This window comes from Streptomyces sp. NPDC051677, assembly GCF_044453465.1.
In the GTDB taxonomy this organism is placed as follows: Bacteria; Actinomycetota; Actinomycetes; order Streptomycetales; family Streptomycetaceae; genus Streptomyces.
This window is the reverse complement of sequence record NZ_JBITCT010000020.1, coordinates 82,232-104,478: the sequence shown is the minus strand read 5'-3', so window position 1 is coordinate 104,478 and position 22,247 is coordinate 82,232. Positions and strand designations below refer to the sequence as shown.

Here is a 22,247-nt window from a genome sequence, read left to right as displayed (position 1 = left end):
GGGTGAGGGCCTCGGCGAAGGGTTGCCGTACTCTTCTCCACCAATCCCCCACAACTCGCTGTCGAAGCGCTTCGACAACCTATGGACACCCACCCCCGCTAGAGCTACTGTCGAACCACCCTCACCCGCCCCTGTTCGCAATGCGCACTGTCGAAGCGCTTCACAAAACTTGGAGAGCTGGATGGTCACCCTCGCCGAGGTCGCCCAGCACGCCGGAGTCTCGGCGAGCACGGTGAGCTATGTCCTCAGTGGCAAGCGGTCCATCTCCACGACCACCCGGCAGCGGGTCGAGCAGAGCATCAGGGAGCTCGGCTACCACCCGAACGCGGGCGCCCGCGCACTGGCCAGCAGCAAGTCGAACATCATCGCCCTGATGATCCCGCTGCGCACCGACATGTACGTGCCGGTGATGATGGAGATCGCCATCGCGGTGGCCACCACGGCACGTACGTACGGGTACGACGTCCTGCTGCTCACCGGCGAGGAGGGCCCCGACGCGGTGCGCCGCGTCACCGGCAGCGGGCTCGCCGACGCGATGATCCTGATGGACGTCGAACTGGACGACGAGCGGCTGCCGTTGCTGCGCTCCACCGACCAGCCGTCCGTGCTGATCGGGCTGCCCGCCGACACCTCCGGACTGACCTGTGTCGACCTGGACTTCGCGGCGACCGGCGCGCTGTGCGTGGAGCACCTGGCGACGCTGGGTCACCGCGACATCGCTGTCATCGGCGAGGCGCCGGCGGTCTACGAACGACACACCGGATTCGCCGAGCGCACGCTCGACGGACTCCGGTACCGGGCCAGGGACCTGGGCCTCAGGCTGCTGCACCGGCCGTGCGAGGGCGGGTACGACGCGATGGCCGTGACCCTGGCCCGGGTCCTCGACGAGCGTCCGGGCACCACCGGGTTCGTCGTGCAGAACGAGTCGGCGGTCGAGCCGCTGCTCGCGCTGCTGCGCCAGCAGGGCCGGGCCGTGCCGGAGGACGTGTCGGTGGTGGCGATCTGCCCCGACCAGGTCGCCGTGCAGGCCTCGGTCCGGCTGACGTCCGTCGCCATCCCCGCCCAGGAGATGGGCCGCCACGCGGTGGAACGCCTGGTGGACAAGCTGGAGGGGCGCGGCAGCGACGAAGTCGTGCTGATCTCCCCCGAGTTGACGGTCCGGGCGAGCACGGGACCGGCCCCCACCGCTTCCTGACCCACCCCCTCGCCGCCTGCTCCACCCCTGCTTTCCCGCTGTCGTGCCCTGCCGGGGCACCGCCGGTCTGCACTCCTCATTTACTTCAAGGAGCACCCCACTTGACGCTCTCCCTCCTGACGGAGGGAGCTTCTTACGGCTCGCGCCGTGAGACTTCCTGCTTCATCGCCGACTGCCCGCCCGGAGAACTCCGTTGAGGTCTTACACCAGCTCCCCAGGCTGCAACGGCCCGTCCGGCCGCCAGAAGGTTGATCGCCGCGTTCACGTCCCGGTCGTGGGTCGTTCCGCAGGCACACGTCCAGGTGCGGACGTTGAGCGGCATCTTGTCCTGCAAGGCGCCGCAGTGGGAGCACATCTTGGACGAGGGGAAGAAGCGGTCCACCGCGATCACTTCCCGCCCGTACCAGGCGGCCTTGTACTCCAGCATGGAGCGGAAATCGCGCCAGCTCGCGTCCGAGATGGCTCGGGCGAGCGTGTGGTTCTTGACCATGTTGCGCACGGTCAGGTCCTCGATCACGAGCGTTTGGTTTTCACGCACGAGCCGAGTGGTCAGCTTGTGGAGCAGGTCACGGCGACGGTCGGCGATCCTCGCGCGGATCTTGGCGACCTTGCGCCGGGCCTTGGTCCGGTTGGCGCCGTCGCCCTTGGCCTTGCGGGACAGTTTCCGCTGGGCCTTGGCAAGTCGGAGACGGTCCCGGCGTTCGTGCTGGGGGTTGGTGATCTTCTCCCCTGTGGAGAGGATCAGCAGGTGGTCCAGGCCGACATCGATTCCGACCGCGCTTTCGGTGGCGGGGAGGGGCTGGACGGACGGGTCGTCGCACAGCAAAGAGACGAACCAGCGTCCCGCCGGGTCCTGGGAAACAGTCACCGTGGACGGCTTCGCCCCACATGGGAGCGGCCTGGACCACACGATGTCAAGCGGTTCGGTCATCTTCGCCAGGGTCACCTCCCCGTCGCGGAAGCGGAACCCACTGGTGGTGTACTCCGCCGACCTGCGGGACTTCTTCCGCGACTTGAAGCGCGGGTACTTCGCCCGCCTGCCGAAGAAGTTGGTGAAGGCGGTCTGCAAGTGCCGCAGCGTCTGCTGGAGCGGCACCGACGACACCTCGTTGAGGAACGCCAACTCCTCGGTCTTCTTCCATGCCGTCAGCATCGCCGACGTGGCGTTGTAGTTGACCCGCTCCTGCCGCGCCCACGCCTCCGTGCGAGCAGCAAGGGCCAGGTTGTAGACCTTCCGCACGCAACCGAACGTGCGCGACAGCTCGGCTGCCTGCGCATCGGTCGGATAGAAGCGGTACTTGAACGCCCGCTTCACGCACGTCGCTGTCACGCTCACAAACTAACGAGGCTACGACTTAAGATCAAATCTGCGGGTCAGGGCACGGTCTTCCGCCCTGGGGGCGAAACCCCGCTCCTTGCCGTGCTCCGCAGGAGTCCGTTTCTTCTCCGCCCTGAAGGGCGGAGCATCCACGGAGGAATCCGATGAACCAGCCCGCCGAAAACCAGCCTCAGGTCTCCCTCGCGCAGTCCTCGCCCACGGTCGGCACGTTCCGCGAGCGCGGCGGTGCGCTGGAGTGGAGCGGCCGTCAGGAGACCCTGCGGGTCGAGCCCTGGGGTCCGGACGCCGTCCGGGTGCGCGCCCGGCTCGGCGGGCCGATTCTCGAAGGGCTGCCGGGTGCGCTGCTCGACGAGCCGCCGGCCACCGAGAGCAGCGTCAAGGTCGATGACGGCGAAGGGCAGTTGACGGTCGGCGCGCTGACCGTCGAGGTGTCCGCCGAGGGCCTGATCCGCTTCCTGCGCACGGAGAGCCGTACGGAGATCCTGGCCGAGGAGCGCGCCCACTTCTGGTGGCCCGGCTCGCGGCTCTACACGGCCGTCGGCAACGGACACCACCGTCTGGAGCAGCGCTTCGCCGCGTACGACGACGAGAAGCTGTACGGGCTCGGGCAGCACCAGCACGGCCGGCTGGACCAGAAGGGGCTGGTCCTGGACCTGGTCCAGCGCAACGCCGAGGTCGGCATCCCGGTGCTCACCTCCAGCCGCGGCTACACGCTGCTGTGGAACAACCCGGCGATCGGCCGGGTGGAGCTGGCCGGGAACGGCACGCGCTGGGTGGCGGACTCGGCCCGGCAGATCGACTACTGGATCAGTGCGGGCCCCCCGGCCGAGGGCCAGCGCCGCTACAGCGCGGTGACGGGCCGCACCCCGATGCTGCCGGAATGGGCGGCGGGCTTCTGGCAGTGCAAGCTGCGCTATCGCACACAGGACGAACTCCTCGCCGTGGCACGGGAGTACAAGCGTCGGGGGCTGCCGCTGGACGCCATCGTCTGCGACTTCTTCCACTGGACGCACCTCGGCGAGTGGAAGTTCGACCCCGCGGAGTGGCCCGACCCGGCGGCGATGGTCCGTGAACTGGACGAGCTGGGCGTGAAGTTGGTGGTGAGCGTCTGGCCGTCGGTGTCGCCGCTGAGCGAGAACCACCCGGTGATGGAGCAGCGCGGCTACTTCATCGGCACCCAGTACGGCCCGATGGCGCACGCCGACTGGCCGGACAAGGGCGTCGCCTCCACGGTCCAGGTGGCGTTCTACGACGCGACGAACCCCGACGCCCGTGAGTTCGTGTGGTCGAAGATCCGGGACAACTACCTTGCCCCGTACGGCATCACGGCGTTCTGGCTGGACGCCTGCGAGCCCGAGCTGAAGCCGGGCTTCCAGGAGAACCTGCGGTACTGGGCGGGTCCGGGTCTGGAGGTCGGCAACATCTACCCGGCGGACAACGCCCGCACCTTCTACGAGGGGCTGCGCGCGTCGGGCGAGGAGGAGATCATCAGCCTCAACCGGTCGGCGTGGGCGGGCAGTCAGCGCTACGGCGCCGCCCTGTGGTCCGGTGACATCGGCACCGACTTCGCGACCCTGCGCCGCCAGATCGCGGCGGGTCTCAACACGGCCCTGTCCGGCATCCCGTGGTGGAACACGGACATCGGCGGCTTCCACGGCGGCGACCCGAGCGACCCGGCGTACCAGGAGGTGATGGTCCGCTGGTTCCAGTTCGGCGCGCTGTCCCCGCTGATGCGGCTGCACGGCTTCCGCGACCCGGGCATGCCGCTGGGCCCGGACATGACCGGCGGCCCCAACGAGGTGTGGTCGTACGGCGAGCGGGCGGGGGCGGTCCTGGAGCAGTACCTGCGGCTGCGCGAGCGCATCAAGCCGTATGTCCTGGAGGTCATGCGGGAGGCGCACGAGGAGGGGCTGCCGCCGATGCGGCCGCTGTTCCTGGAGTTCCCGGACGATCCCGCGACCTGGTCCGTCGACGACTCCTACCTCTTCGGCCGGGACCTGCTGGTCGCCCCGGTGCTGACGGCGGGCGCCACGGCCCGCACGGCCTACCTCCCGGCGGGCGCCACCTGGACGGACGCGTGGACGGGTCAGACGTACGAGGGCGGCTCGGCCGTGACGGTCGACGCCCCGCTGGACCGCCTCCCGCTGTTCCTGCGGGACGGGGCGCGGCTGCCGGTGGCCGGGTAGCGGCGCCGGTGCGGCCGGTCCCACGGGGGTGGGCCGGCCGCACGGTCGTGCGGGTCAGTCGCAGACGGAGGCCAGGGAGCGGACGAGTGCCCGGGTGTGCAGGCCGTCGAGGTGGTCCTCGTGGTGGACCTGGAGTACGCCGACGGCCGCTCCGGGACGGCAGGTGGGCGTGGAGCGGTCGGCGGTCGTGTCGGCGAGGGCCTGGACGAGGGCGCTCGTGACGCGGTTGATCTCCACACGTACGACGCTCAGATCGGGGCGGGTGGTGGGGGCCTGCTCGGGGTGGTCGGTCCAGCGCTGGAACAGGCCGCGCTGCACGATCTTGTTCGCCTCGATCTGGTCGCGGAATATCGTCCGGATCTCGTCCGGGTCGGCGCCCAGCCGCGTGGCCTGCGCGGCCACGTTGTCGAGGACCTGCTGCTCGCGGGCGGGGTCGTCGATGGGAGAGGCGGTGCCCCACTTGGCGGCGGCGACCTGGTCGGCGGTGGCGAGCCGCTCGGCGGACAGTTCGACGACGAGGTGGAGGGCGGAGAGGGGGTGGGGGGTGGCACGGGGCGCCGTGGCGGGCGCGGAGGTCCCGGAGAGGGGAACCGCGACCGCGGTGCTCGTCGCGGTGAGGGCGACGGCCGCGGCCGCGGTCACGGTGGTCAGGACACGGCGCAGGGGGGTGGTGGTACGCATACCCCCATCCAACCCGACGCCGCTTCACGATCAGGTCAACTGCTGCTCACGGAAAGGTTGTTCGTGGTGAAGTCCAGGCCGCCGGAGGACGAGGTGATCTCGAAGCCGAACTGCACGTCGGTGATGGTCACGTTGCCCATCCACTGCTTCGTGTCCTTGATCCACTTCAGGATCGGCAGGATCTGCACGGTGCCGGAGGTCGAGTCCGACGTGCGCAGGAACGAGTAGACCTGCCAGGTCGAGCCGTCGGACCGGGTGGCCGTGCCCTTGTAGACGTTCCAGCTGTGGCCGCCGAGCGTCGCGCTGCCCTGGAGGCTGCCGAGCGCCCCGACGCTGCCGTTGTAGTTGACCCACAGCATGATCTCGTGGTTGTTGCCGGTGTCCCAGACGTCGTAGGACGTGTTGTACGAGCCCGAGGACGGGACGGTGACGTTGTAGCTGCTGTTGAGCGACCCGAGGGAGGTGATCGACTTGTTGATCACCTTCTTGGCGTTGGGGTAGGACTTGATGCCGCCGGTGTTGGGGTGGTTGGCCCAGACCCCCCAGTTGGTGCCGGAGTTGGCCCAGATGCACTGGCTGCCGGCGCCGGAGCCCCAGATGTTGTTGTAGAGGGTGTAGCCGTTCAGGCTGGTGTTGCCCCACTGGTCGCAGGAGTTCCAGACGGCCGCCGATGCGGGGGCGGAGGCGAGGCCGACGGTGGCGCCGATGGCGAGGGTGGGGGCGAGCAGGACCTTCATCGTCCTGCCGAGAGCAGTTGATGACATGGGTCTCCTATCCCGTGGTAATTTCATTTTGTCCCGTAAGGGATCGGTTCGGGCTGGACCGCAACCTCCGGGTTGGAAGCCCTCCTGGTTCAGGCGGAGCGGAGTCACGGGGTCCCTTTCCATGGTTTGTTGTGGGGACAAAGGCAGTAACGGGAAGTCACCACGTCCCCAGGGTGAGGACGTGGTCTTCTCCGGCGACGAGGTCGAGCGGCTCTGCTGCGTCGTCGCCGTCGCCGGAGGAAGTCCGGAGTTCGATGCGGTGGCTGCGGTGCGGCTTCAGGACGGCCCGCGCGCCGTCGGGGCCCCAGGTGAGGTCGAGTTCGGCGCCGAACCGGGTGCGCACGCCCCGGAGTTCGCCGGACTGGAGGGCCGGGTCGGGGGCGGGCAGCAGGACCAGCCGGTCGGGGGTCGACTGGACGAGCGTCTCGATCAGCACGGCGGGCAGGGTGTGCGCGGCGTCGGCGTTGTAGACGTCGCGGCGGGGGTAGTGGGCGCTCATCAGGGAGGCGTGGAAGAAGTCGCCGTCGAGGACCTGTGCGAGGGCGTGGGCGACGCGCCGGCCGTCCCGGAGCCGGGCCGCGATCAGCGCGTGGTGGAGGTGGCCGTGCGCGGAGTCGTTCTCGGGGCCGCGCAGTGCGAGGGCGCGGTGGGCGGCGGCCGCGAGGCGCGGGGTGTCGTAGGGGTTGATCTCGTCGAGGGGCCAGACGCCGTAGAGGTGGCTGAGATGGCGGTGGTCGTAGGTGTCGTCGAGGCCTGGCCAGGCCCATTCGGCGAGGGCGCCGTCGGCGTTGATCCGGTGGGGCGGGAGTCGGTCGGCGAGGGCGCGCCAGCGGTCGGCCTGCTCGGGGTCGTCCGGGTGGTAGTCGGCAGCGGTGAGGAGCGCGTGCCGGGCGGCGGAGAGGTCCATGGCCGCGTTGAGGGCGCCCCAACTGGCGTTCGCGGGGCGGTTCTCGGGTGAGTAGGAGGGGACGACGACGAGGTGGCCGTCGGGGTCGTCGGGGTCGGTGCGGGTCAGGAAGTCCTCGTAGAACCGGGCGACCTCGGCGAGGGCGGCGGCGGTGCGCGGGTCGCGTGCGCCGCGGGTCTCGTCGTGGTCGACGAGCGGTTTGAGCAGCCAGTCGGCGCCGGCGGTCCACAGGTGCAGCGGGTACTCGCGGCTGAGGTGGTACGTCAGCCCGGACTCGCCGTCGGTGTGGGCGGGCGCGACCGCGCCCCGGGCGCCGAAGACCGCGCGGGCGTTCTGCCGCCAGTCGTCGAACTGACGGTGGATCAGGGAGGCGAGGGCGTCGGTCACTTCGGGGAGTGCGGCGGGGGCGGCGGAGGCGGTCTGGAGGTTGACGTTGGCGTCGTTGGTGAAGGCTCCGGCCCAGGCGGTGTCCCAGTCGCCGGTCCACAGGCCGGGCAGGCGGGGCGGGTTGAGGCCGGAGGAGGAGAGCAGGTGGTAGCGGCCCGCGGCGAAGAGGCGCTCCAGGAGAGCCGCGCTGCGGGGGCGTTCCAGCAGCTCGGAGCCGGGGAGGCCGCGCTCGGCGGGGTCGGCGTGGAGGTCGAGCGTGACGCGATCGTAGGCGGTGCGGTGGAGGGGGAGGTGGCGGGCGAGCAGGTCGTCGTAGGAGTGCGGCAGCTCGCTCAGGGCGCGCTGCTGGGCGGTGACGTCGAGTTCGCCGGTGTGCCGGCGCACCCGGGTGAGCAGCAGCACGGACTCCGCGCCGGTGACGCGTACGCCGGGGTGGGTGAGTTGGGTGCGGCCGCCGGCGGCGACGACGAGGGTCACGCCCGTGTAGGCGCGGTCGCTGTCGGGGTAGCGGGCGCGCAGGGTGAGCAGGGCGCCGTCCGGGGTGAGGGCGGAGCCCTGGCCGACGGCGAGGTCGGCGGGCGCGCCGGGGAGCCGGTGGTCGAGGGAGATGTCCAGGTCGAGGCCGGTGACCTGGTGGACGATGACGTCGTCGGCGCGGGAGACGAAGACCCGGCCGACGCCGCCCACGCAGGTGGCCGTGGTCTCTCCGGTGCTGAAGTCGACGGAGCGCGCACGGTATCGGCGCGGCTCGTCCGAGGAGAGCCTGCTCAGCCGTATCTGGAAGGCCGGGTGGAAGGGCTGGACCCACTGCAGGGGCCGGTGGTCGGTGAAGCCTTCGGCGGCCTCCCACTCCCCGGCCAGCAACTTGTCCTGGAGTGCGGGGAGTTCGGCGGCCAGCTCGGGCGGGCGGGCGTGTTCGGCGCCGTTGGGGCGGACCAGGGTGTGGTGGGTGACGATGACCCGGTCGTCGTAGGGATCGCCGAACACGAGGGCGCCGTGCCGGCCGTTGCCGCTGAGGAAGGCGTCCTCCCAGCGGAAGGCGGGCTGGTACTCGTAGGTGCCGTGCACGGGGGTGTCGGTGCTCGGGCGGGCGGGGTAAGCGCGGGACGGGATGTGGGTCATGAGCGCAACACCACCACGCCGTAGCGGCCCAGCGTGACCTCGTCCGTGACGGTCGTCCCGGTCAGCAGGTCGTGGTGGGCGCCCGGAAGGTCGACGGTGACCGGCTCGCGGCCGTGGTGGAGCAGGAACAGCAGGTCGCCGCGGCGTACGGCCTCGACGCCCGGCGGGAGGCCGTCGACGGCGGGGCGGGCGCCCGCGTCGGCGGCGATGCGGGCGAGCAGCGTGCGGAAGGCGTCGGGCTCGGGGAGCGTGGAGACGTACCAGGCGCGGCCGCCGCGCAGCACGGCGGGCAGTCCGTCGAGCTCGCCGCCCTTGTAGACGGCTTCCACCGCGCCCTGGTCGGTCGCTTCCAGCTCCTCCGACCACAGGGTGCCGCGAAAGCCGTCGGTCTCGACGCTCTCCCCCGCCTCCAGCGGCCACCACTCGTGCAGGGTGCGGATGCCGAACAGCTCGCGCAGCCGGGCGTCCATGCCGCCGGGCCGGATCCGGTCGTCCTGGTCGGCCACGCCGGTCAGGAAGCCGGCCACGAGGGCGCCGCCGCCGTGGACGTGGGCGAGGAGGTTGTCGATCGCCGTGTCGGTCATCGCGTACAGCTGTGGGACGACGACCAGCTTGTAGCCGGTGAGGTCGTGCTCGGGGTGGGCGAAGTCGGTGGTGAGGTGGGCCTCCCACAGGGCGCGGTGCCAGGCGTGCAGGACGGCCGCGTGGTCGACCTGGGTGGAGGGGCGGCCGTCCTGGGCGCCGGCCCACCAGGCGTGCCAGTCGTGCAGGATCGCCACGTCCGCGGTGATATGACGTCCCGTCACCTCGCCGCCGATGCGGGCGAGTTCGGCACCGAGCTGCTTGACCTCCTGGAAGGTGCGGCCGTGTTCGCCGGCGTGACCGACCATCCCGGAGTGGAACTTCTCGGCGCCCTGCCGGGACTGGCGCCACTGGAAGTAGCAGACGGCGTCCGCGCCGCGGGCCACGGCCTGGAGGGACCAGAGCCGGTTGAGGCCGCGCGGCTTGGGGTGGTTCACCCCGCGCCAGTTGACCGGGCCGGCCGCCTGCTCCATGAGCATCCAGGGGCCGCGGGCCTGGGACCGGGTCAGGTCCTGGACGAGAGCGCCGTGCTGCGCGCCGAGGGGGTCGCGCGGGTCGGGGTAGAGGTCGACGGAGACGACGTCCTCCTCCTCGGCCCAGCGCCAGGCGTCCTGGCCGAAGAAGAGCGGCATGAAGTTGGTGGTGACCGGGATGTGCGGGGTGTGCCGGGCGACGATGTCGCGTTCGGCGAGGTAGCACTCCAGGAGCGCGTCGGAGGTGAAGCGCCGGAAGTCCAGCACCTGGGCCGGGTTCTTCAGGTAGTGGGGGCGGCGGGCGGGCAGGATGCCGTCCCAGCTGTCGTAGCCCTGGCTCCAGAAGGCTGTGCCCCAGGCGGTGTTGAGGGCGTCGAGGGTGCCGTACCTGGCGCGCAGCCAGCGGCGGAACGCGGCGGCCGCCTCGTCTCCGTGGTCGGCGGTGCAGTACTCGTTGTTGATGTGCCACATGGTGAGGGCGGGGTGGCCGCCGTAGCGGGCGGCCAGGTCCTCGGTGATGGCGGCGGCGTAGCGGCGGTAGACGGCGCTGGAGTGCGAGAAGTGCTGGCGGCCGCCCCACCACTCGACGTCGCCGTTCTCGTCCCGGGGCAGCGTGTCCGGGTGCAGGCGGCCCAGCCACGGGGGCGGGGCGGAGGTGGGGGTGGCCAGGACGACGCCGACGCCGTGCTCGTGCATCAGGTCCATGAGCCGGTCCAGCCAGCCGAACTCCCTTGCGCCCGGCTCGGGTTCGAGCTTCGCCCAGGAGAAGACGCCGAGGGTGACGGAGTTGACGCCGGCGTCCTTCATGAGGCGGACGTCCTCGTGCCAGGTCTCCTCGGGCCACTGCTCGGGATTGTGGTCGCCGCCGAAGAGGATGCGGCCCCGGGTGGCGTCGGCGAGGGTGGGCCGGTGGACGGACGGCATCAGACGGGCTCCCCGTACTGGATGCCGCGGCCGTTGGTGGCGATGTACACGCGGCCGTGGATCCGCGGGTCGGCGGCGATGGTCGCGCCGATCCAACCCCACTGGTGCTGGTCGTCGTTGACCCGCGTCCAGCTCTTCGCGCCGTCGTCGGAGCGGTACACGGCGGTGATCGCCTCCGTGGAGCCGACCTGGTAGACCGCCGGGTAGTCGGCGCCGTCCGCGGCCTTGCCGAAGGCGAGGGTGTACGAGGCCCAGCAGCTGGTCAGCTTGGTGAAGGTCGCGCCGCCGTCGGTGGACCGGTACAGGCCGTTCCACTTGGTGCTCAGCCACAGGTCGCCGGAGCGTCCCGGGGCCGCGGCCAGCTGGAACTGGCTGTCGCCTGCGGGCAGTCCGCTCGCCCGCCCGGTGAAGGTGAGGCCGCCGTCCGTGCTGGCGAACAGGGTTCCCGTGTCGGTGTCGTAGGCGTAGAAGCGCGTCGGGTCGGCCGGGTCGGCGAGCGGGGTGGCGCCCTTGGGGAAGGAGGGGACCTCGGTCCAGGTGGCGCCGTTGTCCGTGGAGCGGTGGGCGGGGTACTTGGTGCCGTCCCAGTGCACGAAGGTCCACAGCAGCACGCCGCCGTCGGCGCCCGCGGCGATCGGCCCCGGCGCGTCCTTGGCGAGGGCCGGCTGGGTCGCGAAGGGCGCCCAGGTCCGGCCGCCGTCGCTGGAGCAGGCGCCGTTGCCGTGGTCGCCGAAGCCCGTGCGGACGACGTAGGACGGCTTGGCGGCGGCCTGGGCGAGTCCCGTCGCCGACCCGAACACGGGGTTCGTCGCCATGCCCCGCGACGGCGAGGCCGTGAGCCGCTCGTGGTACATCACGCCGACGTCGCCGAGCCCGCTGATCAGGTGCGCCTCCCCGGTCGGGGGCGAGATCAGCCGGCGTACGGAGGTCTCCTCCAGGCCGCGGATCTGCGGGGCCCAGTGCTTCAGGTCGCGGGTGCCGTAGAGGGTGGCGCCGGTGCCGTAGACGATGTGCCGGGAGTCGTACGGGTCGACGGCGAGGGCCTGGATCCACCAGCCGAACTTCGGCTGGTCGGCGCCGAACGTGAGGAACGGCGTCTCGGACACGTCGAGGATCGCCGAGTCCTTCAGGGACGTCCAGGTACGGCCGCCGTTCGTGGTCCGGTACAGGGTGTCGACGGCGGCCCAGCGGTTGTTGGTGGAGACGACGACGGCGCCGGGGCGACGGGCGTCGACGGCGACGCCGCCGTAGCCGAAGCTGTCGACGCTCCCGTCGCTGGTCGTGCCGCCCGGCTTCACGGGGGTGACGTCGGTCCACTTGCCGGTGGCCGTGGCCAGTTTGTGAGCGCTGCCGTCGGACTGGCCGTTGGGTCCGGGAGCGTTGGCGTACGTCACGTACAGCTCGCGGGTGTGGCAGTCGTAGGCGGCGCGGACGGGGACCTTGGCGGAGGCGCCGGACGGCTGCCCGGGGACGGCTTCCCAGGTGGCGCCGTCGGCGGTGCGGAACAGGTTGGCGGTCATCCCGTCGGAGTCGCCCCAGCCGGCGTAGAGGGTGCGGCCGGCGGCGACGAGGAGGGTGACGCCCTGGCCGCTCGCGCTCGGGGCGCCGGGGAAGGCGGGGGCGGCGGCCCACGTGGCGCCTCGGTCGGTCGACTTGAGCAGCCCGTCGTGTCGCGTGCCGAGCCACAGGGTGTCGCTGTCGCGCGGGTCGACCAGCAGCCGCTCGCCCGTGCCCCGGCCGTCCTCGTTCCCGCCGAGCTTCACGGCGAGGTCGCTGCGGGTCCAGGTGGCGCCGCGGTCCTCGGAACGCAGGACGGCTCCGTTGCCGGCCCAGGACTGGGCGTAGGCGCCCAGCGCGAGGTAGACGCGGTCGGGGTGGGCGGGGTCGACGGCGAGTGCCTCGACGCCGAGGAGGTTCCAGTCGTCCCAGCCGAGGTGGTCGGTGAGGGGGGTCCAGCGGGCGGTTCTGTCGTCCCAGCGGTAGGCGCCGCCGATGTCGGTCCGGGCGTAGGCGAGACCTCGGACGGCGGGGTGGAAGAGGACGCCGGTGACGAACCCGGTGCCGCCGATGACGACTTGGCGCCAGCGGTAGCCTCCGGCGGTCGAGCCGGATCGGGTGGATGCGGATCGGGTGGATGCGGCCCGGGCTCGGTCCTGGGTGAGCGGGAGTGCGGTGAGCGTGGCGGCGGCTGCAGTGCCGGCGAGGAGGGTGCGGCGGGTGGGGAGCATGGTGGGGTACCTCGGTGGGTGAAGGTTTACGGTCCGGGGCCATGTCGTTCGGCTGCGGGTGGTGGGGGCTGGTCGCGCAGTTCCCCGCGCCCCTGAGCAGGGCCGGTCACGCCCGGCCCGAAAGGCGCGGTCTGTGTCGATGTGCGGCTCCGCGACGTGGGCACGCCTGCCACGACGCATGCGCAGCCGCCGTGGCGTCCCGCCCCCTACGCCGGGCGTCAGCCCTTGACCGCGCCCGTCAGCATGCCCTTCTTGAAGTGCTTCTGGACGAACGGGGAGAGCACGGCGACCGGCAGCAACGCCAGCACCATGACCGCCATCTGCACGGCCAGGGCCGACACCTGGCCCGTCTTGATGGCCTGCCCCATGCCCACCGGCGCCTCCTGCTTCTGCACCAGCTGGATCATGACGTTCTGCAGCGGCATCATGTCCTGGTCGTTGAGGTACAGCGAGGCGTTGAACCAGGCGCTCCAGTACCCGACGGCGTAGAACAGCGTGATGACGGCCAGGACCGCCCTCGACAGCGGCATGACGATCTGCCAGAGGATGCGGAAGTCGCCCGCCCCGTCGATCCGCGCGCTGTCGATGAGCTCCTGCGAGATCCCCATGAAGAAGCCGCGCAGGACCAGGATGTTGAACACGCTGATCGCACTCGGCAGGATCAGCGCGAGGTAGGAGTCCATCAGGCCCAGGGACTGCACCAGCAGATAGGTGGGGATCAGGCCCGCGCTGAAGAACATCGTCGCCAGCAGGACCATCAGGATCCAGCGGTGCCCGAGCGAGCCCGAGCGGGAGAGACCGTAGGCGCACAGCACGGAGACGCCCATCGAGAAGAGCGTGCCGACGAGGGTGATCAGGACGCTGATGACCGCCGCGCGGGTGACCTGTCCGCCGCTGAGCAGCTCCCGGTAGGCGACGAGGGTGATCCCCTTGGGGATCATCACCAGCCCGCCGGCCTCGTCGATGGTCTTCCGGGAGGAGAGGCTGGTGACGAGGACGATCCACAGCGGGAAGAGGATCGCCAGGCAGGCGAAGGCCAGGGCGATGCCCTTGCCCGCGAGGCCGGCCCTGCTGGGCTCCTCCTCCCACACGGGTCGCGGCGGCGCGGCCCACCGGCCGGGTGTGCGCACGGGTTTGTCGATGACGGCGGTCACTTCTTGTACACCCCCTGCTCGCCCATGAGATGGGCCACCTTGTTCGCGACGAGCACCAGGCCGAGGCTGATGACGCCCTTGATCAGGCCGGCGGCGGCCGCGTAGCCGAAGTCCTGGTTGCGGACGCCGTTCCACCACACGAAGGTGTCGAGGACCTCCGACGCCCCTGGTCCGACCGCGTCGCGCTGGAGCAGGATCTGCTCGAAGCCGACCGTCAGCGCGTCCCCCACCCGCAGCACCAGCAGCAGCGCGATCACGGGGCGCAGGGCGGGAAGGGTCACGTGCCACATCCGGCGCCAGCGGTTCGCGCCGTCCATCGCGGCGGCCTCGTAGAGGTCCGGATTGACCGAGGCCAGCGCAGCGAGGAAGACGATGATGCCCCAGCCGGCGTCCTTCCAGACGCTCTGCGCGGTGATCAGGAACTTGAAGGTGTCCGGGTCGGTCATGATGTCGATGCCGTCGTACCCGTGCTGCCGCAGCAGCTGCGAGAGGAGCCCCGCGCCACCGAACAGCTGCTGGAAGACGGCGATGACCAGCACCCAGGAGAAGAAGTGCGGCAGGTACAGGATCGCCTGCGACACCGCCCGCACCCGGGGCCTGACCACGCTGTTGATGAGCAGCGCGAGCATGATCGGGATCGGGAAGTACAGCACCAGCTGGAGGAAGAACAGCACCAGGGTGTTCTGGACGGCCTCCCAGAAGGCCGAGTCCTCGAAGAGCCGCTGGAAGTTCTCCAGGCCCACCCAGGGGCTGTGCAGGATGGAGACGACTCCGTTGTCGCTGATGTAGGGGTCGTAGTCCTGGAAGGCGACCACGTTGCCGAGGATCGGCACGTAGTTGAAGAGCAGGATGAGGGCGACCGCCGGGAGCGTCATCAGCAGCAGGACGCGGTCCCGTCTGAATCTGACCCGCAGACCCAGCTTCCCGGAGGACCGTTTCCTCTGGGGGCCGGCAGGGCCGCCGGGCGCCGCCGGGGTCTTTCCCGTCTCGTCTGCCTCGGCCCTGCTCCGAGGCACCGTGCTGTGCGACACGGCCGTTCTCCTCGCCTCGCCGCCGGTCAGCTCGCCGCCGTGCCGTTGTCGTCGAGCAGCTTCTGGTACCAGGCGCGCAGCTCGTCGCCGCCCTTCTTCTTCCAGTCGGAGACGGCCGCCTGCATGTCGCTGATCTTCTTGCGGCCGCGGACGATGTCGTCCTCCAGCTGCTCGAAGTCGTTGGAGAGGTTGGTCCAGCGGCTGGGCTCGGTGATCTGCATGCCGTAGAAGGCCGACTTCTTGGTGAAGGCGCCCATCCGCTGCTGCCACTCGACCTGGCCCTTGGCGATGGCCGGGAAGTCGGGGTGGGCGATGGTCGACGCCGGGCTCGCGACCATCACGAAGGCGTTCAGGACCTCCTGGTTGCCCTTGTCGTTCTTGACGGGCACCCCGTCCTTGACGCTGTAGTGCGTGCCCTCCACCCCGTAGTTGGTGAGCATGTACTCCTTGGTGCCGTACGGGGCGGCGGTGACGTTGGCGACGGCCAGCACGTCCCGGATGACCGACTCGGAGGCCTTCTTGTTGACGAAGGCGAAGATGTTGGCCGGCTGGGTGGCGTAGATGACCGGGTCGGCGCCGCCGTGGCCGAAGATGTCCATGCCCCAGATCTGGAAGCCGGGGTTCTGGGTGGCCTGCGAGGCCTGCTGCCCGTACCAGCTGGAGATGTCGTTGTTGTAGATGAGGAACTCACCGGCGGCGAACTTGGTGCTCGGGTCGACGGCCTGGCTCTTGCCCAGCTTGAAGTCCGGGTGCACGTAACCGGCGGCGAACAGCTTGCGCGCCCACTCCAGCGCCTCGAGGAAGGAGTCCAGCTCGATGCGGTTGACCAGCTTGCCGCCTTCGAGGATCCAGCCGAGCGGCTTCTCCCCGCCGGAAGGGACCCCGAAGCTGTTGAACGCGGTCCACTTCATGTCGCCGCAGGCCCACACCTTCGCCTTGGCGTTGGTGATCTCCTTGGCCAGGGCCATGAACTCGTCCGTCGTCTTCGGGACCGTGTAGCCGTGCTTGTCGAAGAGGTCCTTGCGGTAGAAGGGCACGATGTTGGGGACGTAGGAGGAGGGCATCGGCAGACCGCGCAGCTTGCCGCCGAAGAGGGAGCGCTGCCAGGCGTCGGTCGGGATCGCCGCGAGGTTCGGGTAGTCCTTGACCTTGTCGCCGGACAGGTACGGGCCCAGGTCGGCGAACTTGCTGAGGATCGCGCTGGGTATCTTGCCGCCCATGTTCCAGCCGGGGACGACCACCACGTCCGGCACGTCGCTGGAGGCGAGCACGGCGCCGAGCTTCTGGTCGTAGGTGTTGCCGTCCTGGTTCTGCCATGCGACGTCGACGCCGATGAGGGCGTTCATCGCCGTGTAGTAGGCGTTGTCGGCCTTCGGCGGGGAGCCCCAGAACGGCGACATGATCGTCACCTTGCTGCCCTTGCCGAGCTTCTTCGGCACCGAGGTCTTCAGCGTGGCGAGGTCGAGCTTGCTGGTGAAGCCGACCGAGGAACCGTTCTTCGACGGGATGTCCGGCGTCACCACGTTGCTGGCCACGAAGGCGGGGAGGATCTTCTTCGCGTCCTTGCCCGACGTGGTGCCCTCGCGCGAGCCGCTGTCCGTGCCTCCGCAGGCGGCCAGCAACGGCATCCCTCCCGCCACGGCCGCGGTGGCGACCGCCGTGGAGGCGAGGAAGCTTCTCCGGCTGGGCCCGGAGGAGGCGGAAGCGGCGTTCGGCGTCATTGCGTCAACCCTTCATGGCGCACCAGGACACCCGGCGGTGGCCGTCGGCTGCGGTGTCTCGAGTGGAACTGGCTGAGCTGAAGCGGATACTCCGACCACTGTCAGGGTGATTTTCAGTCGAAGCGCTTCGATGTTGCTGCGAGGTTAAGTGAACACCCGGGGGTGCACAAGGGTCGCTTCAAACATTCCTCCGAGGTATCCCGGGTGACCTGTTCGTATGCGCTGCTTGAAATAGCGGCGAGATGCCCTTGACACCCACCCGTGCGTCGAATGAGCATCGAAGCGCTTCGAAAGAGCCTTCCCGCTCCACCGCAAAGGGATCCCCAAGTGACCGCACACTCGACGCCCACGCCGCCTTTCCGCGATCCGCAGCTGCCTTTCGCGAAGCGCATCGACGATCTGCTGTCGCGGCTGACCCTGGACGAGAAGGTCTCCTTCCTCCACCAGTTCGCCCCCGCCGTCGACCGTCTCGGCATCGCCGCGTTCCGCACCGGCCAGGAGGCGCTGCACGGCGTCGCCTGGATGGGTCCGGCGACGGTGTTCCCGCAGGCCGTGGGGCTGGGCGCGACCTGGAACACCGAGCTTGTGCGCCGGGTCGGCGAGGCGGTGTCCAAGGAGGTCCGGGCGATGCGCGCCCGCGACGAGCGCGTCGGCCTCAACGTCTGGTCGCCCACGGTCAACCTGCTGCGCCACCCGCTGTGGGGCCGTAACGAGGAGGGCTACTCCGAGGACCCGAAGCTCACCTCGGCCATCGCCACCGCCTACACCCACGGTCTGCGCGGCGACCATCCGACGTACTGGCGCACCGCCCCGGTCCTCAAGCACTGGCTGGCCCACAACAACGAGACCGACCGGTCCGTCACATCTTCCTCGGTCCGCCCGCGCGTCCTGCACGAGTACGATCTGCGCGCCTTCAAGGAGACGGTCGAGGCGGGTGCGGTGGCCGGGGTGATGCCCGCGTACAACCTGGTCAACGGCCGTCCCAACCATGTCTCGCCGTATCTGCGCGAGCAGCTGCGGGCCTGGACGGACGAGGAGCTGCTGGTCTGCTCGGACGCGGGCGCGCCCTCCAACCTGGTCGACTCCGAGCACTACTTCGACACCCACGAGGAGGCGACGGCGGCCTCGCTGGTCGCCGGCGTGGACAGCTTCACCGACCACGGCACGGACGGCTCGACGATCGTCGCCCGGGTCAGGGGCGCTCTGGAGCAGGGCCTGCTGACCGAGACCGACGTCGACACGGCGGTGCGCCGCCAGCTCTCGGTCCGCTTCCGGCTGGGCGAGTTCGACCCGCACTACGACCCGCACGCGGACACCGGCGAGTTCGACACCCCGGCGCACCGCGCGCTCGCCGAGGAGGCCGCCGAGCAGGCGATCGTGCTGCTGCGCAACGACGGCGTGCTGCCGCTGGCCGCCGACACCCGGATCGCGGTGGTGGGTCTGCTCGCCGACGAGTGCAAGCTCGACTGGTACAGCGGCACCCTGATCCACCGCTCCACGCCTCTGGAGGGGCTGTACGAGCGGTTCGGCGCCGAGCGGGTGGAGTTCGCGGAGGGCGTGGACCGGGTCCTGCTGAAGACCTCCGCGGGAACGTTTCTGAAGGTCCCCGCCGCCCCTGAGGCCGCCGACGAGGCGCGCGGCGCCGAGGGCGCCCTGGACCCGGCGCTGCTCGCGGGCCGCACGGACCTGCCCCCGCTCACCACGGACGGCGTGGCCGGCACGGAGTTCGCGCTCGTCGACTGGGGCGAGGACGTCCTGACCCTTCGCGCCCCCGACGGCCGCTATGTCTCCGTCGCCGAGGACGGCTTCCTGCGCGCCTCCGCCGACCAGCCCGGCGGCTGGATCGTCCAGGAGACGTTCCGCCTCGAACCCCACGAGAACGGTCACCTCCTCCGGCACTTGGGTACGGGTCGCCACGTCAGTGTCGCCGCCGACGGCGTGCGGGTTGCCGAGGAGGATCCGGAAGTCGTCGAGGTCATCGTCGTAGAAAGCGGCGAGGACGCGGTGACCCGCGTCACGGCGGAGGCCGATGTGGTCGTGGTCGTGGCGGGCAACGACCCGCACCTCAACGGCCGGGAGACCGAGGACCGCGCCACCCTGCGGCTCCCCGCCCATCAGGAGCGGCTGCTGGCGGCGGCCCGGGCGGCGAACCCGCACACGGTGCTGGCGCTGGTGTCGGCGTACCCGTACGCGTTCCAGCCGGGTCCGCTGGCCGCGGCGCTGTGGACCGCGCACGGCGGACAGGCCGCGGGCACCGCCCTGGCCCGGGTCCTGGCGGGTGACGTCTCCCCCGCCGGCCGGCTCCCCCAGACCTGGTACGCCGACGACGCCGACCTGCCCGACCTGCTCGACTACGACGTGATCGGCGCCCGTCAGACGTACCTCTACTTCGAGGGCGCCCCGCTGTTCCCGTTCGGGCACGGCCTGTCGTACGCGTCGTTCTCCTACGCCGACCTGGCGGTGCGCGTCGAGGACGGCGCGGTGCGGGCGGCCTGCACGGTCACCAACACGGGGGATGTGACGGCCGACGAGGTCGTCCAGCTGTACACCCGGGCAGTGGACCCGTCGGTCACCCGGCCGCGCCGTGAGCTGCTGGACCACCGGCGGGTGCGGCTCGCCCCCGGCGCGAAGGCGGAGCTGGCCTTCGAGGTCCCGCTGTCCGCGTTCGCGTTCTGGGACGTGGCGCAGGGCCGGTGGCGGCTGGAGTCCGGCCCGTACGACGTCCTGGTCGGCGCGTCCAGCGCGGACGTCCGGCTGCGCGGGACCGTCACGCTGGAGGGCGAGCCGTCGGCTCCGCGTCCGGTCCGCCGGGTCGGTCTGGAGGCGGCCGACTTCGACGAGCAGAGCGGCACGGAGATCGTCGACCGCACGAAGGCGTCGGGCGACGCGGTGACGCCGGCGCCGGGGATGGCGGACGGGTCGGGCGAACTGGTCTACCGTGCCTGCGACTTCGGCACGGGCGCCAAGCGCGCGACGGTGACGGTGGCCGGTTCGGGGACGGTCGAGCTGTCCCTCGGCGGCGGCCCGACCCTGGCGACGGTGACGGTCGCCACGCCCACGCCCGGACCGTACGACTATCTCGACGTCGAGGCGCCCTTCGCCGCCGAGGGCGTCCACGACCTGCACCTCAGACTGCGCGGCCCGCTGCGGCTCGCGCACGTCGGCTTCTCCGGTTGAGGGGCTGGAGCCGCCGACGCGATGAAGGGGTCCGGCACCGGAAGGCATCGGTGCCGGACCCCTTCGGGGACGGCGTTTTCGCGCCACCCCGAGACTATCTGAAAATGGTTCCCATTAGCTAGAGGGTATGGGCCCTCGCGTCAGAGCGCGAGGCCGGTCAGGACCAGTACGCGCTCGTAGGTGTAGTCCTCCATCGCGAAACGCACGCCCTCGCGTCCCACGCCGGACTGCTTGGCGCCGCCGTACGGCATCTGGTCGGCGCGGTAGGAGGGCACGTCGCCGACGACGACACCGCCGACCTCCAGCGCGCGGTGGGCGCGGAAGGCGACCTGGACGTCGTGTGTGAACACGCCCGCCTGGAGGCCGTACTTGGAGGAGTTGACGGCCACGAAGGCCTCGGCCTCGCCGTGCACCTTCTGCACGGTGAGGACCGGCCCGAAGACCTCCTCGCAGGCGATCTTGGTGTCCGCCGGTACGTCGGTGAGGACGGTCGGCGCGTAGGAGGCGCCGTCGCGCTTGCCGCCCGCCAGGAGGGAGGCGCCGGCCGCGACGGCCTCGTCCACCCACGTCTCGACGCGCTTGGCCGCGTCCTCGCTGACCAGCGGGCCGACGTCGGTCGAGTCGTCGGACGGGTCGCCGGTGACCTGGGCCTCGACGGCGGCGACGATCCGCGGCAGCAGCCGGTCGTGGACGGAGGCGTCCACGATGACCCGCTGCACGGAGATGCAGGACTGGCCGCCCTGGTAGTTGGAGAAGGTCGCGATGCGGGTCGCTGCCCAGTCGAGGTCGGCGTCGCTCGCGTAGTCGCCGAGGACGACGGCCGCGCCGTTGCCGCCCAGCTCCAGGGTGCAGTGCTTGCGCGGCACCGAGTCCATGATCGCGTAGCCGACCTTCTCGGAGCCGGTGAAGGAGATGACCGGCAGCCGCTCGTCCTGGACGAGGGCGGGCATCCGGTCGTTGGAGACCGGCAGGATGCTCCAGGAGCCGGCGGGCAGCTCGGTCTCGGCGAGCAGGTCGCCGATGATCAGTCCGGAGAGCGGGGTCGCCGGCGCGGGCTTCAGGATGATCGGGGCACCGGCCGCGATCGCCGGGGCGATCTTGTGGGCGCACAGGTTCAGCGGGAAGTTGAACGGCGCGATGCCGAGCACGACGCCCTTCGGGAAGCGCCGGGTGAGGGCGAGCCGGCCCTGACCGCCGAGGTCGGTGTCGAGGCGCTGGGCCTCGCCGCCGTTGAACCGCCGGGCCTCTTCGGCGGCGAACCGGAACACGGAGACCGCGCGCCCGACCTCGCCGCGCGCCCACTTGATCGGCTTGCCGTTCTCGGCGGAGATGAGCTGCGCGATCTCCTCGGTGCGCTCGACGAGGCGGCGGCTGACGTGGTCGAGGGCGGCGGCGCGGACGTGGGCGGGGGTGGCGGCGAACGCGTCCCGTACGGCGTACGCGGCGGCCACGGCCTCCTCGACCTGCTCGTCGGTCGGCACGCTCACCTTGCCGACGAGGCGGCCGTCCCACGGGGAGGTGACGTCGAAGGTGTCCTCGCCGGTGACCTGGCGGCCGGCGAGCCAGAAGGCGTGGGTGGCCCCCACGTTCTTTTCCTGGGGCATGTGCGAGTCCCGGCCCTTCCGCTTAGGGGGTGTCCTGTGGTTTCCGTGCTCCACGGTAGGGGCGGGGAGCGCGGGGGTCGCTTGTCCGAGTCGTACGGGTGGGCGGCGGGGGTGCGCCGGTTTGGCACGGTCGGCCCTGCTCCCGTACCGGGTTCCGGGCCAGGAAGAGCCGGAGCGCACCGAGCAGCACCGCGCACAGGCACCAGCTCGCCACGACGTCCAGCGGCCAGTGGTAGCCCCGCCGGACCAGCCCGAACGAGACGGCCAGGACGAGCAGAGCGCCCGTGACGACGGCCGCCCGGCGGGCGAGCGCCGTGCGCAGCCACGGCAGGAGGATCATCACCGCCGAGCCGTAGGCGATCGCCGCCGTCGCCGTGTGCCCGGAGGGGTAGTAGCCGGTGGCCGGCGGCACGGCGGGCGTGCCGGGCCGGTCGGTCCACTCCTTCAGCGGGACGATGATCAGCGGCGCCAGCACGATCAGTCCGACCGCGGCGGCGGACGGCGCCCACCAGCGCGCCCCGCCCGCCGCTCTCCCCCGCCATGCCGCATACCCCGCGACCAGCAGCAGGGCCGGCACCGCGACCGGCACGCCGCCGAGATCGGACAGCAGCTCGGAGGCCCGGTCGGGGTGGACCAGGGCACGGCTGAGGCGCTCGTCCAGGCGCAGGAGCGGCCCGTCGGCGGCGACCTGCCAGGTGATCAGCACGAAGAGCAGGGCAGGCAGGCCCAGCAGGGCATGCGGAGTCTGCGGGCGGGCGCGGAACGACATGGG

14 protein-coding genes are annotated in these 22,247 nt (G+C 71.0%); 3 read left to right on the top strand and 11 right to left on the bottom strand.

Annotated features, from left to right (window positions below; translation table 11 throughout):
- Positions 1 to 181: 181 nt before the first annotated feature.
- A complete protein-coding gene (locus ACIBAF_RS24150; RefSeq protein ID WP_399465559.1) occupies positions 182 to 1,195 on the top strand; it encodes a LacI family DNA-binding transcriptional regulator in 1,014 nt (337 codons plus the stop codon).
- A gap of 133 nt (positions 1,196 to 1,328) precedes the next feature.
- On the opposite strand, the gene ACIBAF_RS24145 is transcribed toward ACIBAF_RS24150, so the two are convergent.
- Positions 1,329 to 2,531: an RNA-guided endonuclease InsQ/TnpB family protein gene (locus ACIBAF_RS24145; RefSeq protein WP_399465558.1), complete on the bottom strand. Its 1,203-nt coding sequence runs from the start codon at positions 2,529 to 2,531 to the stop codon at positions 1,329 to 1,331.
- Between the two features lie 146 nt (positions 2,532 to 2,677).
- On the opposite strand from ACIBAF_RS24145, the gene ACIBAF_RS24140 reads away from it, so the two are divergent.
- Entirely contained in the window at positions 2,678 to 4,720 is a 2,043-nt protein-coding gene (locus ACIBAF_RS24140) for a TIM-barrel domain-containing protein (protein ID WP_399465557.1), read from the top strand.
- A gap of 54 nt (positions 4,721 to 4,774) precedes the next feature.
- Here the strand turns inward: ACIBAF_RS24140 and ACIBAF_RS24135 are convergent, their stop codons facing one another.
- The 8 genes from ACIBAF_RS24135 to ACIBAF_RS24100 all read right to left on the bottom strand — a co-directional run bounded on the left by ACIBAF_RS24135 (position 4,775) and on the right by ACIBAF_RS24100 (position 16,694).
- Positions 4,775 to 5,401, bottom strand: coding sequence for a chorismate mutase (locus ACIBAF_RS24135; RefSeq protein WP_399465556.1), 627 nt, complete (start codon positions 5,399 to 5,401; stop codon positions 4,775 to 4,777).
- Between the two features lie 35 nt (positions 5,402 to 5,436).
- A complete protein-coding gene (locus ACIBAF_RS24130; RefSeq protein WP_399465555.1) occupies positions 5,437 to 6,165 on the bottom strand; it encodes a hypothetical protein in 729 nt (242 codons plus the stop codon).
- Positions 6,166 to 6,322: 157 nt separating this feature from the next.
- On the bottom strand, positions 6,323 to 8,581 hold the full coding sequence (locus ACIBAF_RS24125) for a glycosyl hydrolase family 95 catalytic domain-containing protein (RefSeq protein ID WP_399465554.1): 2,259 nt from the start codon (positions 8,579 to 8,581) through the stop codon (positions 6,323 to 6,325).
- Positions 8,578 to 10,560 carry a beta-galactosidase gene (locus tag ACIBAF_RS24120; RefSeq protein WP_399465553.1) on the bottom strand — a complete coding sequence of 661 codons (1,983 nt, stop codon included), beginning with the start codon at positions 10,558 to 10,560 and terminating at the stop codon, positions 8,578 to 8,580. Before ACIBAF_RS24120 ends, ACIBAF_RS24125 begins: the two co-directional genes overlap by 4 nt.
- Positions 10,560 to 12,788: a 1,4-beta-glucanase gene (locus ACIBAF_RS24115; RefSeq protein WP_399465552.1), complete on the bottom strand. Its 2,229-nt coding sequence runs from the start codon at positions 12,786 to 12,788 to the stop codon at positions 10,560 to 10,562. Before ACIBAF_RS24115 ends, ACIBAF_RS24120 begins: the two co-directional genes overlap by 1 nt.
- Positions 12,789 to 13,006: 218 nt before the next feature.
- Positions 13,007 to 13,942 carry a carbohydrate ABC transporter permease gene (locus ACIBAF_RS24110; RefSeq protein WP_399465551.1) on the bottom strand — a complete coding sequence of 312 codons (936 nt, stop codon included), beginning with the start codon at positions 13,940 to 13,942 and terminating at the stop codon, positions 13,007 to 13,009.
- A complete protein-coding gene (locus ACIBAF_RS24105; RefSeq protein ID WP_399465550.1) occupies positions 13,939 to 14,973 on the bottom strand; it encodes an ABC transporter permease in 1,035 nt (344 codons plus the stop codon). Before ACIBAF_RS24105 ends, ACIBAF_RS24110 begins: the two co-directional genes overlap by 4 nt.
- 26 nt (positions 14,974 to 14,999) lie before the next feature.
- The gene (locus ACIBAF_RS24100) at positions 15,000 to 16,694 is read right to left on the bottom strand and encodes an extracellular solute-binding protein (RefSeq protein WP_399465549.1); all 1,695 of its coding nucleotides are present in this window, start codon (positions 16,692 to 16,694) and stop codon (positions 15,000 to 15,002) included.
- Positions 16,695 to 17,021: 327 nt separating this feature from the next.
- Here ACIBAF_RS24100 and ACIBAF_RS24095 point away from each other — a divergent pair, with 327 nt between their 5' ends.
- Positions 17,022 to 19,871, top strand: a complete 2,850-nt coding sequence (locus ACIBAF_RS24095) for a glycoside hydrolase family 3 C-terminal domain-containing protein (protein ID WP_399465548.1) — start codon at positions 17,022 to 17,024, stop codon at positions 19,869 to 19,871.
- 140 nt (positions 19,872 to 20,011) lie between these two features.
- Here the strand turns inward: ACIBAF_RS24095 and ACIBAF_RS24090 are convergent, their stop codons facing one another.
- Positions 20,012 to 21,457 carry an aldehyde dehydrogenase family protein gene (locus ACIBAF_RS24090; RefSeq protein ID WP_399465624.1) on the bottom strand — a complete coding sequence of 482 codons (1,446 nt, stop codon included), beginning with the start codon at positions 21,455 to 21,457 and terminating at the stop codon, positions 20,012 to 20,014.
- 40 nt (positions 21,458 to 21,497) lie between these two features.
- Positions 21,498 to 22,244, bottom strand: a complete 747-nt coding sequence (locus ACIBAF_RS24085; RefSeq protein ID WP_399465547.1) for a phosphatase PAP2 family protein — start codon at positions 22,242 to 22,244, stop codon at positions 21,498 to 21,500.
- Positions 22,245 to 22,247 lie beyond the last annotated feature (3 nt).

What these genes read in the sequence shown, in the direction of transcription:
- ACIBAF_RS24150 (WP_399465559.1), top strand. Translation starts at nt 182, where the DNA reads ATGGTCACCCTCGCCGAGGTCGCCCAGCACGCCGGAGTCTCGGCGAGC.
- ACIBAF_RS24140 (WP_399465557.1), top strand. Translation starts at nt 2,678, where the DNA reads ATGAACCAGCCCGCCGAAAACCAGCCTCAGGTCTCCCTCGCGCAGTCC.
- ACIBAF_RS24135 (WP_399465556.1), bottom strand. Translation starts at nt 5,401, where the DNA reads ATGCGTACCACCACCCCCCTGCGCCGTGTCCTGACCACCGTGACCGCG.
- ACIBAF_RS24130 (WP_399465555.1), bottom strand. Translation starts at nt 6,165, where the DNA reads ATGTCATCAACTGCTCTCGGCAGGACGATGAAGGTCCTGCTCGCCCCC.
- ACIBAF_RS24125 (WP_399465554.1), bottom strand. Translation starts at nt 8,581, where the DNA reads ATGACCCACATCCCGTCCCGCGCTTACCCCGCCCGCCCGAGCACCGAC.
- ACIBAF_RS24120 (WP_399465553.1), bottom strand. Translation starts at nt 10,560, where the DNA reads ATGCCGTCCGTCCACCGGCCCACCCTCGCCGACGCCACCCGGGGCCGC.
- ACIBAF_RS24115 (WP_399465552.1), bottom strand. Translation starts at nt 12,788, where the DNA reads ATGCTCCCCACCCGCCGCACCCTCCTCGCCGGCACTGCAGCCGCCGCC.
- ACIBAF_RS24100 (WP_399465549.1), bottom strand. Translation starts at nt 16,694, where the DNA reads ATGACGCCGAACGCCGCTTCCGCCTCCTCCGGGCCCAGCCGGAGAAGC.
- ACIBAF_RS24085 (WP_399465547.1), bottom strand. Translation starts at nt 22,244, where the DNA reads ATGTCGTTCCGCGCCCGCCCGCAGACTCCGCATGCCCTGCTGGGCCTG.